This is a genomic window from Actinoplanes sp. NPDC048796, from assembly GCF_040650035.1.
Classification (GTDB): domain Bacteria; phylum Actinomycetota; class Actinomycetes; order Mycobacteriales; family Micromonosporaceae; genus Actinoplanes.
Genome location: NZ_JBEZGO010000004.1, coordinates 352,225 through 363,086 on the forward strand (window position 1 = coordinate 352,225; position 10,862 = coordinate 363,086).

At 70.4% G+C, this 10,862-nt stretch carries 11 protein-coding genes, 1 pseudogene and 1 riboswitch; of the genes and pseudogenes, 6 read left to right on the plus strand and 6 right to left on the minus strand.

What is annotated here, in order from left to right:
- Window positions 1-98 precede the first annotated feature (98 nt).
- The 3 genes from AB0C26_RS20230 to mgrA are packed head-to-tail and all read right to left on the minus strand — an operon-like array spanning window position 99 to window position 2,499.
- Complete coding sequence (locus AB0C26_RS20230) at window positions 99-851, minus strand: DNA polymerase beta superfamily protein (RefSeq protein ID WP_360249195.1); 753 nt, start codon at window positions 849-851, stop codon at window positions 99-101.
- Window positions 848-1,504, minus strand: coding sequence for a DNA polymerase beta superfamily protein (locus AB0C26_RS20235; RefSeq protein ID WP_360249198.1), 657 nt, complete (start codon window positions 1,502-1,504; stop codon window positions 848-850). The genes AB0C26_RS20230 and AB0C26_RS20235 overlap by 4 nt, the downstream gene beginning before the upstream one ends.
- A complete protein-coding gene (mgrA, locus tag AB0C26_RS20240) occupies window positions 1,504-2,499 on the minus strand; it encodes an L-glyceraldehyde 3-phosphate reductase (protein ID WP_360249201.1) in 996 nt (331 codons plus the stop codon). Before mgrA ends, AB0C26_RS20235 begins: the two co-directional genes overlap by 1 nt.
- A gap of 52 nt (window positions 2,500-2,551) precedes the next feature.
- A riboswitch (glycine riboswitch) is annotated at window positions 2,552-2,647 on the plus strand.
- A gap of 71 nt (window positions 2,648-2,718) precedes the next feature.
- Between mgrA and gcvP the strand changes: the two genes are divergently transcribed.
- Window positions 2,719-5,523, plus strand: coding sequence for an aminomethyl-transferring glycine dehydrogenase (gcvP, locus tag AB0C26_RS20245; protein WP_360249204.1), 2,805 nt, complete (start codon window positions 2,719-2,721; stop codon window positions 5,521-5,523).
- Window positions 5,524-5,583: 60 nt separating this feature from the next.
- On the opposite strand, the gene AB0C26_RS20250 is transcribed toward gcvP, so the two are convergent.
- Complete coding sequence (locus tag AB0C26_RS20250; RefSeq protein WP_097321528.1) at window positions 5,584-5,784, minus strand: DUF5999 family protein; 201 nt, start codon at window positions 5,782-5,784, stop codon at window positions 5,584-5,586.
- 226 nt (window positions 5,785-6,010) lie between these two features.
- Between AB0C26_RS20250 and AB0C26_RS20255 the strand changes: the two genes are divergently transcribed.
- Together AB0C26_RS20255 and AB0C26_RS20260 are read left to right on the plus strand one after the other, a co-directional pair.
- On the plus strand, window positions 6,011-7,108 hold the full coding sequence (locus tag AB0C26_RS20255) for a chorismate-binding protein (RefSeq protein WP_360249207.1): 1,098 nt from the start codon (window positions 6,011-6,013) through the stop codon (window positions 7,106-7,108).
- 54 nt (window positions 7,109-7,162) lie between these two features.
- Complete coding sequence (locus AB0C26_RS20260) at window positions 7,163-7,327, plus strand: hypothetical protein (protein ID WP_360249210.1); 165 nt, start codon at window positions 7,163-7,165, stop codon at window positions 7,325-7,327.
- Window positions 7,328-7,582: 255 nt separating this feature from the next.
- Here the strand turns inward: AB0C26_RS20260 and AB0C26_RS20265 are convergent, their stop codons facing one another.
- Entirely contained in the window at window positions 7,583-8,161 is a 579-nt protein-coding gene (locus AB0C26_RS20265; RefSeq protein WP_360249213.1) for a dihydrofolate reductase family protein, read from the minus strand.
- Between the two features lie 118 nt (window positions 8,162-8,279).
- Between AB0C26_RS20265 and AB0C26_RS20270 the strand changes: the two genes are divergently transcribed.
- The 3 genes and pseudogenes from AB0C26_RS20270 to AB0C26_RS20280 all read left to right on the plus strand — a co-directional run.
- A complete protein-coding gene (locus tag AB0C26_RS20270; RefSeq protein WP_360249216.1) occupies window positions 8,280-8,780 on the plus strand; it encodes a peptide deformylase in 501 nt (166 codons plus the stop codon).
- Between the two features lie 87 nt (window positions 8,781-8,867).
- Window positions 8,868-9,377 carry a hypothetical protein gene (locus AB0C26_RS20275; protein WP_360249219.1) on the plus strand — a complete coding sequence of 170 codons (510 nt, stop codon included), beginning with the start codon at window positions 8,868-8,870 and terminating at the stop codon, window positions 9,375-9,377.
- A gap of 9 nt (window positions 9,378-9,386) precedes the next feature.
- Window positions 9,387-10,070: pseudogene (locus tag AB0C26_RS20280) on the plus strand (AAA family ATPase); the annotation flags it as partial.
- A gap of 44 nt (window positions 10,071-10,114) precedes the next feature.
- Here AB0C26_RS20280 and AB0C26_RS20285 read toward each other — a convergent pair.
- A complete protein-coding gene (locus tag AB0C26_RS20285) occupies window positions 10,115-10,828 on the minus strand; it encodes a winged helix-turn-helix domain-containing protein (RefSeq protein WP_360249222.1) in 714 nt (237 codons plus the stop codon).
- Window positions 10,829-10,862: the final 34 nt, after the last annotated feature.

The following is a 10,862-nucleotide window of genomic DNA, read 5'->3' on the forward strand; positions in this document are numbered from 1 at the left end:
CGCCTCCGAAACGTAATTCCTAGATTCCTAGGATGCTTTAGCGGCAGTGCGGCAAGCCGCACCTCGAACAAATACGACGGCTTCGCCGGCCACCGAACTCAAACGGTCGCGAGGCGTGCGTTCACCACGAGCTCGTGCAATGCGGAAACCGCCGAAGCCGGCGGGGTGGCCGGCAATGCGGAACTGTCCCGGGCCGCTTCCAGGGCGTCCCGCAGGGCGGCGGCGTCCTTCAGCAATCGCGACGTCAAAGCCGTGGGGAATGGTCCGTGCTCCGCGTCGCGCTTGAGGGCGATCAGATCCCGTACGTAATCCAGGCCGTTCCCGAGCACATTCAGGTCGGTTTCGAGTGTGCCCGTGCGCATCAGATGCTGTCCGGTGAGCAGGACCCGCAGCAGATACAGCGCCGGTTTCAGGTCGCCGGTCTTGGCGAAAAGCCGTTCCTGGGTGGCGGCGAAACCCAGATAGTGGTGGGCGTGGTTGCTTGTGACGAAGCTCGGGGCCAGTTCCGTCAGGGCCGCGTGCAACGGCGTCGTCGTGACGATCAGCGGGGAGAGCAGCTGTTCGAGGACGTAGCCGTTGCGGCTGTTGAGCAGGCGGGCGAACTTGAGCAGGTCGTGGCTGACCACGTCGAGTTCGACGCCGTCGCGGTAGCCGCCGCTCTGCAGGGTTTCGGGGCCGGTGCGCAGGCCCACCACCTCGGCCGCGGGGAGCAGGTGGGCGGCGCGCAGGTCGAGGTCGGAGTCGACGGAGGCGAAGCCGTAAAGGTGGGCGCCGCTGACCGTCGCGAAGATCACCTGGTGGGGGAGGGTGGCGACGATCTCGGCCGACCAGTCCGGTACCTCGATGGTCATCGGAGGCCTCTTTCCCGTACGCGGACGAGCAACTGGTCGATGGTGGTGCGATCCGGCTCGGAGGGCAACGTGGTTTCCGAGGCCGCGGCGGCGAGATCCTGCTGGAGTTCGGCGGCCCAGCCGGTCACCGACGGCCACGCGACGTCGCCCCGTTTGATCGCGAGCAGTTGATCGCGGAAGGGGCTGACGTCGAGCAGGATGTCGCCGGTGCGCAGGACGTGGGCGCCCGCCATGAGCAGGCGGATCATGTGCATGGCCTGTTTGTGGTTGGTCTGGCCGGTGCGGTCGCGGCGGGCGGCGACGCGGGTGAGCTGGTCGCGGGCGTACGACCCGTACGTGTCGGCGACCCGGCGTGACAGGAACGCCTGCCGTACCGACAGCAGGTCCTCGCCGTCGGGGGTGACGGTTTCGATCAGGGGTGACCAGAGCACTTCGAGCACCGTCGGGTTGGCCTGCAGGGCGAGCGTGCAGAAGCGCTCGATCTCCCAGGAGAACTCTTCCTCGCGGGGGCCGTCGCGGTGGGTGGGTGGCTTGTCGAGGTGCCAGAACAGGCGGGTGGGTGCGGCGTAGACGCCGCGGCGGTCGTGGTCGGACCGCGGGCCGGCGAGGCCGTACGCGCGGGAGCCGACCACGACTCCGAGGATGGTGGTCATTACAGGTCGAGGACCGTGCCGTCGATCTCGCCGATCTCCTCGTCGCTGAGCGGGAGGTTGGTGATGGCGGCGACGTTGTTCTCGAGCTGCTGGACGCTGCTGGCGCCGATGATGAGGCTGGTCATGCGCTCATCGCGCAGGGCCCAGGCCAGGGCCATCTGGGCCAGGGACTGGCCGCGCCGGCGGGCGATGTCGTTGAGGGCGTGGATGCGGGCGAGGGTGTCCTTGTCCAGGTCGCTCTCGTTGAGGAAGTTGCTGGTGCGCACGCGGCTGTCGTCGGGGATGCCGCCGAGGTAGCGGTCGGTGAGCAGGCCCTGCTGCAGGGGGCTGTAGGCGATGGCGCCGGCGCCGGCCGTCTCGAGGGTGTCGAGCAGGTTGTCCTTCTCGATCCAGCGGTTGAGGATCGAGTACGACGGCTGGTGGATCAGCAGCGGGGTGCCGAGTTCGCGCAGGATGCGGGCGGCTTCGGCGGTCTCGGCGGACTTGTAGTTGGAGAGGCCGACGTACTGGGCCTTGCCGGCGCGGACGATGGCGTCGAGGGCGCCCATCGTCTCCTCGAGCGGGGTGTCCGGGTCGGGCCGGTGGTGGTAGAAGATGTCGACGTAGTCGAGGCCGAGGCGCTGCAGGGACTGGTCGAGGCTGCTGACCAGGTATTTGCGGCTTCCCCACTCGCCGTAGGGGCCGGGCCACATGTAGTAGCCGGCTTTGGTGGAGACGACGATCTCGTCCCGGTGCGCCTTGAGGTCGGTGCCGAGGATGCGGCCGAAGTTCGATTCGGCGCTGCCGGCCGGCGGGCCGTAGTTGTTGGCCAGGTCGAAGTGGGTGACGCCGAGGTCGAAGGCGCGGCGGACGATGTCGCGCTGACGCTGCCAGGGGCGCTCGTCGCCGAAGTTGTGCCAGAGGCCGAGCGAGATCACGGGGAGCTTGAGTCCGCTGCGGCCCGTACGCCGGTAGGTCATGGTGTCGTAGCGGTCTTCCGCGGGGGTGTAGGTCACAGTCCTACCCTTCCGGTTTCCTGGCTGTGCTTTATCCACTGGTAGTTTGGTACCTAGCCATGCGGGAGAGATCACCAGGGTTAGTCGGTGGCGCCGAAGGGGCAAATCCTCCCCGGAACCTCTCAGGCAAAAGGACCGCATGGGCAGGCGACTCTGAAGCGTGCTGGTGGACGTGACAGAGGGGGAGGCCGCCTTGTCGACCTCTCTGTAGGAGCCGTCATGACGTTCGCATCCCGGCACATCGGCCCGGACCAGGACGAGCAGACCCATATGCTCAAGAACATCGGGTACGCGTCGTTGGACGCCCTGATGGACGCCGCGATCCCCGAGGTGATCCGCTGGCACGGCACGCTCGATCTGCCGGCCGCCGCCTCCGAGGAGGAGACGATCGCCGAGTTGCGGGCGATCGCGTCGCGGAACACGGTGACGACCTCGATGATCGGGTTGGGGTACTACGGCACGCACACCCCGGCGGTGATCAAGCGGAACGTGCTGGAGAACCCGGCCTGGTACACGGCGTACACGCCGTATCAACCGGAGATCAGTCAGGGCCGGCTCGAGGCTCTGCTGAACTTTCAGACGATGGTCACCGATCTGACCGGGCTGACCACCGCGAACGCGTCGATGCTGGACGAGGGCACCGCCGTGGCCGAGGCGATGACGTTGGCCCGGCGGGCTTCGAAGTCCAAGTCTCCGGTGTACGTCGTCGACGCCGACACCCTGCCGCAGACGCTGTCCGTTCTGCGGACCCGGGCGGAGCCGCTCGGCATCGTCATCGAGCTCGTTGATCTTGACGGTGGCGCGTCGTTGCCGGACGGGTATTTCGGGCTTCACCTGCAATACCCGGGTGCTTCGGGTGCGGTGCGGGATCACGCCGCCCTGATCGAGCAGGCGCACGCCGCGGGCGCGCTGGTCACGGTGGCGGCCGACCTTCTCGCGCTGACGCTGCTGCGGGCGCCGGGGGAGATCGGCGCCGACATCGCGGCCGGCACCACGCAGCGGTTCGGTGTTCCGCTGGGCTTCGGTGGCCCGCACGCCGGCTACCTCGCGGTGCGGGCCGGGCTCGAGCGGTCGCTGCCGGGCCGGCTGGTCGGTGTGTCGAAGGACGCGGACGGCGCCCCGGCTTACCGGCTGGCGTTGCAGACCCGTGAGCAGCACATCCGCCGGGAGAAGGCGACCAGCAACATTTGCACCGCGCAGGTGCTGCTGGCGGTCATGGCGAGCATGTACGCGGTGTACCACGGCCCGGCCGGTCTGAAGGCCATCGCCAAGCGGGTGCATGATCACGCGCTGACCGTGGCCGGCAGCCTGACCGCGGCCGGCATCTCGGTGACCAGCGACGCGTTCTTCGACACGGTGACCGCCGTGGTGCCGGGCCGGGCCGCCGCGATCGTCGAGGCCGCCGCGGCCGAGGGTGTCGACCTGCGGCTGGTCGACGCCGACCACGTGTCGGTGGCCTGCGACGAGACGACCACGGCGGCGCACGTCGCCACGGTGTTGACCGCCTTCGGCGTGCCGGCCTCCGCGCCGGCGTCGTGCGGCGCGAAGCCGCTCGGGCGTACCACCGAATTCCTGACCCACCCGGTCTTCGGATCGCACCACTCCGAGACGAGCATGCTGCGGTACCTGCGCAAGCTGTCGGACCGGGACTACGCGCTGGACCGGGGCATGATCCCGCTGGGGTCGTGCACGATGAAGCTCAACGCCACCACCGAGATGGAGCCGGTGACCTGGCCCGAGTTCGCCAACATCCACCCGTACGCCCCGGCGTCGCGGACGGCCGGCTACGAGCACCTGGTGTCGTCGCTGGAGGGCTGGCTGGCCGAGATCACCGGGTACGACGCGGTGAGCGTGCAGCCGAACGCGGGTTCGCAGGGTGAGCTGGCCGGTCTGCTGGCGATCCGCGGCTACCACCGTTCGCGGGGCGAGGAGCACCGCACCGTGTGCCTGATCCCGTCGAGCGCGCACGGCACGAACGCGGCCAGCGCGGTCATGGCCGGCATGAAGGTCGTGGTCGTCGCCTGCGACGAGAACGGCAACGTGGACATGTCCGACCTGCACGCCAAGATCGCGGCGCACGCCGCGAACCTGGCCGCGATCATGGTCACCTACCCCTCGACCCATGGTGTGTACGAGACGTCGATCGCCGACCTGTGCGCGGCGGTGCACGACGCCGGCGGTCAGGTGTACGTGGACGGGGCGAACCTGAACGCGCTGGTCGGCTACGCCCGGCCGGGCCGCTTCGGCGCCGACGTGTCGCATTTGAACCTGCACAAGACGTTCTGCATCCCGCACGGTGGCGGCGGCCCGGGCGTGGGCCCGGTGGCCGTGCGCGCCCACCTGTCGGAGTTCCTGCCGGGCGACCCGCTCGCCACCGGCGATCACCACGCCGTCTCCGCGGCCGCCCACGGCTCGGCCGGCATTCTGCCGATCTCGTGGGCGTACCTGCGGATGATGGGCCCCGACGGCCTGGTCGCGGCGACCGGCGCCGCCGTGCTGGCCGCCAACTACGTGGCCGCGCGGCTCAGCGAGCACTACCCGGTGCTCTACGCCGGCAACAACGGCCTGGTCGCGCACGAGTGCATCCTCGACCTGCGGCCGATCACGAAGGCGACCGGTGTGTCGGTCGACGACGTGGCCAAGCGGCTCATCGACTACGGCTTCCACGCGCCGACGATGTCGTTCCCGGTGGCCGGCACCCTGATGGTGGAGCCGACCGAGAGCGAGGACCTGGCCGAGCTGGACCGGTTCTGCGACGCGATGATCGCGATCAAGGGGGAGATCGACCGGGTGGCGGCGGGCGAGTGGCCGGCCGGCGACAACCCCCTCGCCAACGCGCCGCACACGGCGGCCGCGGTGACGGCGGACGTCTGGGAGCACCCGTACCCGCGCTCGGTGGCGGGTTTCCCGCCCGGCGTCGACAAGACGGCGAAGTACTGGCCGCCGGTGCGCCGGATCGACGGCGCCTACGGCGACCGCAACCTGGTGTGCTCCTGCCCGGACCCGTCGGCGTTCGAGGACTGATCCGGGATTGACCTGTCGCCCTTCGGTTACGCTCAGTAGCCGAAGGGCGGCTTGTTTCCGCTACGCCGCGAGGGCGTGCCGGGCGGGGCCCCGGTGCGGTTCGATCATGGTGCCGTCGGGGAGGATCTCACCGGTGTCCTCGAAGACGATGACGCCGTTGCAGAGCAGGCTCCAGCCTTGCTCGCGGAAGGTGGCGACAGTCCGGGCGGCCTCGCGGTCGACGGCCTCAGCGTTGGGACATTGGTTCGTGTGCTGGCACAACATTGCGATTCTCCGGTCGGGGGTTGTGTGAAGACTCACAACGACGGTGACGGACGTTACCTGAATCCGAACGACCTTGGATCGGGCGGGTGACGGCGTCCCATTGAAAGAATCCTCGGTTCCGATGGTCCACGGAACTCCTCCGATCGACCACTTCCCCCACCCTCTTTCGGTGCCGCCGCCGGGTGCTCCGGGGTCCTGCCAGGGCCGTCACCGTGCGTCAACAGTGTTCCAGTGGTACCGGTGTGACGGTGGTGACCCTGCCGAGCTTGTCGCCAGGTACTTGGAAGCCAACGGACTGCCGGTGCGAAACATTGGCCGAACGGCCACCCAGATTCGCCCGACTGGCGCTGGCTCGGTGTGCGGGGCCGCACTGTACGTGTCGGCGGATGCCGGTTGCGTGATGGCCGGCGGCGTGCCGGGCGCGCCCACCCCGGTACCGGGGATTCCCGACGTCTACGCGGTTGTCTACGTCCACACCTCCACTCACGAACAGCCGCCGTCACCGGTTCACTACGCCCTGGGAGCGTGGACGCCGAGCTGGTCCCCGCGGGCCCACGCTGAAGCGGTTCAGGCCGTCCGCGAGGCCATCGGCCGGGGCGACGTCTACCAGGCCAACGTGGTGGGCCACGCGAGCGCCCCGTACGAGGGCGATCCCACCGCGGCCCTGCGCCGGGTGGCCACGCTGCCCGGCGCCCGCTACGGCGGCGTCCTGTCCGGCGACGGCTGGTCCCTGGCCACGGCGTCGCCGGAGACCCTGGTCGAGGTCCGCCACGGCCGGGTCATCACCCGCCCGATCAAAGGCACCCGCCCGGCCACCCCCGAGGGCCGCCGCGAACTGCTGGCCTCGGCCAAGGAACGCGCCGAACACGTCATGATCGTCGACTTGGAGCGCAACGACCTGGCCCGCCTGCCCGGCCTGGGCCCGGTGACGGTCGACGAGCTTTTCGCCGTACGCCGATGGGTCGACCTCTGGCAGGCCGAATCAGTCGTCTCGGCGCCGATCGTGGGCCGCCTCGACCTGGCCGACCTGCTCCGCGCCGTCTGCCCCGGCGGCTCGGTGACGGGCGCGCCGAAACTGGCCGCCCTGGCCGAGATCGCCACCCTGGAGCCGGTGGGCCGCGGCGTCTCCATGGGCGCCGTCGGCTGGCTGGGCCACGATCACCTGGACCTGGGCCTGACCATCCGCACGGTCGCGGCCGACGGCCACCGCCTGCACGCCTGGGCCGGCGGCGGCATCACCTGGGACAGCGACCCCACCGCCGAGGTGGCCGAGGCCGCCGCCAAGGCCGCACCCCTCCGCGCCGCCCTGGCCCCCACCTGACCCCGACCGCCAAGCCGCGCTGATCGGCCAGTTCCGTAGCGCCGCGTCGGCCACGTGTCTCAGTTCATCGGACGTCGCACCGTCGGCGGCCTGAAAGGCGAGGCCGTCGGCGATCGTCATGACGTCGCGGCCGATCCTCTCCGGATCGGCGTCGTCCGGCAGGTCACCCTCCGCCTCGGCCCGCCGAAACCGGTCGCGCGGCGGCGCCTGATCGCCTGACCACCGCCGGGGGGCTCGGTCGAACCGCCGGCTCCCGGCTACGGTCGGGCCCTCGGCCCTCCGCGCCGCTTTGGCCGAGGCTGACCGCACCGTCGGCGAGGCGGCGAGAGGCGGCTGCTTCGGGTCGTCGTCCCTCGGCGCCGTGCGGGACAGCGTCAAGAGCGAAACCAGTCGAAGGCAGGCCATCTGCGACGTCCCGCTCCCTGGGCAAAGCTGTGCCGCAGGAGGAGTGGTGGACAGGTGGGCGGGGGAGGGTCAGCTGGTGGGCGGGCCGACGGCGTACGTCAAATAGGCGAACTGGCCCCGCTGGCTCAGGCCGGTCAAAGTCAGGCGTTTCGAGGTCAGGCGGCGGGGCAGCAGCGGGGCGCCGGCGCCCAGGGTCACCGGGGCCACGCCGAGGATGAGTTCGTCGAGGAGGCCGGCGTCGGCGAAGGCGCCGGCCAGGTCGCCGCCGCCGACCAGCCAGATGTTCTTGCCGGCGGCGGCGGTGGTCATGGCCTCGTGGACCGGGCGGACGTCGCCGCGCACGAAACTCAGGGCGGCGCCGGGGATCGGGGGCAGGTCGCGATGGGTGAAGACCCAGGCCGGGGTGTCGCCGTAGTAGTCCGCCCACTTGGCCGGGTTGTCGAGCAGGGCGTCGTGGCCGAGGATCCACTCGTAGGTCGTCGCGCCCATGGCGAAGGCGCCGACGCCGGTGAAGAAGGTCTCGAACGGGGCGGCGCCGGTCTCGTCGGCGCGGCTCTCGCCGACCTCGAAGAGCCAGTCGAGACGGTTGTGCTCGTCGGCGATGTACCCGTCGAGCGTGGTCGCGGTGAAGTACTGCGTCTTCGGCACGCCGATGACCCTGCCACGGGGGTACGACAAAATCGTCCGGCGTGCCAGTAGGCGGGCGTGGACGACGGGGTGAGGATCGTGACCCAGCGGCGGGTAACGACCGGATAGGCTTCAAGGCATGACAGTACGGCCTATTCGGATCTTCGGCGACGCGGTGCTGCGTACCGAGGCCGACCCGGTGACCTCGTTCGACGCCGAGCTGGGCGCCCTGATCGACGATCTCGAGGACACGGTGCGGGTTCCCGGCCGCGCCGGCGTCGCCGCACCGCAGATCGGCGTCAGCCTGCGCGCCTTCTCGTACAACGTGGGCGGCGTCGTGGGCCACATGATCAATCCGGTGCTCAGCGACTTCGCCGGCGAGCAGGACGACGAGGAGGCCTGCCTCTCCCTGCCCGGCCTGGGCTTCCCGACCAAGCGCGCCCTGTCGGTGACGGCCCGCGGCTTCGACCGCCACGGCGAGCCCATCGTCATTCCCGGCACGGGATTCCTGGCCCGCGCCCTGCAACACGAGACCGATCACCTGGCCGGCAAGCTCTACATCGACACCCTCACCGGCGACGTCCGCCGCCAGGCCCTGCGCGAACTGCGCCGCGTCCGGCCCACCCCACCCGGCCGCTGACCCGAGGTCTTGCGTCACGTACCTACCCTGCCGACAAGGGTGAGTTTCCCAGAGTCGGCGGTGCCCATGTCGCAAATGATCAATGTAATGGCCCTGCTGGTCGCGCTGGCCGCCGTCATCACGTCGTCGATCCTGACGTGGCGTGCGCTGCGGCTGAATCACAACGCCAACCACCTTCCCATCGTGCTCGACGCCCTGAAGGCCCAGAGGACCGCGGACTTCACCCGGAAGGAAGCGCAACTCTGGGAGGAACTGCCTCGGCAGGACCCCGCGCTCGGCTTCATGCGTCTGCCGGAGCCGCTGCGCGGTCACGCCTTCGACATCGCGTGTTACTACCAGCACCTGGGCTGCCTGGCCGAGTACGGCGTGGCCGACTGGGACTTCATCGCCGTTCAGGTCGAATATCGCATGCTGCGCACCTGGAGCTGCATCGAGCCGTACGTCCGCGCGGAGCGGGAGATCCGCGGGTCGGAGACCTCGTTTCTGAACTCCTACGAGAGATTCGCCGGAAGGGTGCGGCAGCTTGATGTCGCGGCCGCCACCGAACGCCTGTACCGGCGGGGGCGGCGCCGGGAGACGGTAGCGACGCCGGAATAGGGTTGGTCGATGGAGACGCTTCCGTCGGTGGTGTTCAACGGTGATCTCGGCAGTGGGAAGACGACCGTGTCGGTGATGCTGGCCCGGCGGCTGGGGGTGCGGCGGGTCAGCATCGGTGATCTCTACCGGCGGCTGGCGGCCGAGCGGGGCATGACGGCGCTGCAGCTCAACGTGCACGCCGAGCTCGACGACAAGGTCGACCACTACATCGATCAGCTGCAGCACGACATCGCGGCGTCCGGTGAGCGGCTCGTCGTGGACAGCCGGCTGGCGTGGCACTTCTTCGCCGGGGCGGTGAAGGTTCATCTGATCGCCGATCCGCTGGTGGCGGCGCGGCGGGCGTTCGGGCGACCGGGTGACGCGGTCGAGAGCTACCGCAGCCTGGACGAGGCCTGCCGCCATCTGGCCGAGCGCAGCGAAAGCGAACGGCAGAGGTTCCTTTCCCGGTACGGCGTCGACAAGACCCGCCTGACCAACTACGACCTGGTCTGCGACACCACCCGCGCGGAGCCGGAGCGGGTCGTCGCGCTCATCCAGTCCCGGGCCGAGGGCGCCGCCGGCCCCCGATGCTACCTCGACCCCGCCCGGGTACGCCGGGACGAGTCGACGGCCGAGGACGGCGACATCGTCGTACGCCATGAGGCCCCGCATTTCCTCGCTGTCCAGGGCGGGCGGCGGCTCAGCGAGGCGGTCGGCACCGGCCAGAGCCTCACCCCGGTGACCCTGGACGGCGACCGCTAGAGACGGGGCTTCGGGGCGGCGGGAGAGTCCAGGACGGCGCCGAAGTGGGTGGTGAAGGCGGTGTGGCCTCGCTCGGTCAGGCGCAGGGCGCGGCCGGTGCCTATGCGGATCAGCCAGGCGGCGGCCAGGGCGTGTCGCAGGAGGGCGGCGCCGGTGGTGCCGGCCAGGTGGGGGCGGCGTTCGGTCCAGTCGAGGCAGTCGCGGAGCAGGGGGCGGCGGCCCGGGGTGTCCAGGGTGACGCCGAGGGCGGTCAGGCGGGTGCGGCCGGCAGGGGTCAGGGACAGGCCGTTCTGCCTGGTCAGCATGCCGGTGGCGGTCATGCCGTCGGCCAGGGCCACGCCCACGGTGCCGGCCAGGTGGTCGTAGCAGGTGCGGGCGTACGCGAGGTTGCGCCCGCGGTGGGCGGCGCTCAACGAGCGTACGGGGGAAGGCCTTTGATCTGTCGCGGCCGTGACCGTCTCGATCAGCGTGGCCACCTCGGGGGTGGCCAGGGCCAGGTAGCGGTGGCGGCCCTGGCGATGTTCGGTCAGCAGGCCGCCGGTGACCAGGCGGCCGGCGTGTTCGCTGGCGGTGGACATCGCCACGCCGGCGTGGCGGGCCAGCTCGCCGACGGTCCAGGCCCGGCCGTCCATCAGGGCCAGGCAGAAGGCGGCCCGGGTGCGGTCGGCCAGCAGGGCCGCCCAGGCGGCCAGGGAAGAGGCGTCGTCCATTCGACGATGATGCCCGGGCGGTGCTTCGGTCACG

Excerpts from the sequence above, each read along its gene's own strand:
- AB0C26_RS20230 (WP_360249195.1), bottom strand. The coding sequence starts at position 851 with ATGACCATCGAGGTACCGGACTGGTCGGCCGAGATCGTCGCCACCCTC.
- AB0C26_RS20235 (WP_360249198.1), bottom strand. The coding sequence starts at position 1,504 with ATGACCACCATCCTCGGAGTCGTGGTCGGCTCCCGCGCGTACGGCCTC.
- gcvP (WP_360249204.1), top strand. The coding sequence starts at position 2,719 with ATGACGTTCGCATCCCGGCACATCGGCCCGGACCAGGACGAGCAGACC.
- AB0C26_RS20270 (WP_360249216.1), top strand. The coding sequence starts at position 8,280 with ATGACAGTACGGCCTATTCGGATCTTCGGCGACGCGGTGCTGCGTACC.
- AB0C26_RS20275 (WP_360249219.1), top strand. The coding sequence starts at position 8,868 with ATGGCCCTGCTGGTCGCGCTGGCCGCCGTCATCACGTCGTCGATCCTG.
- AB0C26_RS20285 (WP_360249222.1), bottom strand. The coding sequence starts at position 10,828 with ATGGACGACGCCTCTTCCCTGGCCGCCTGGGCGGCCCTGCTGGCCGAC.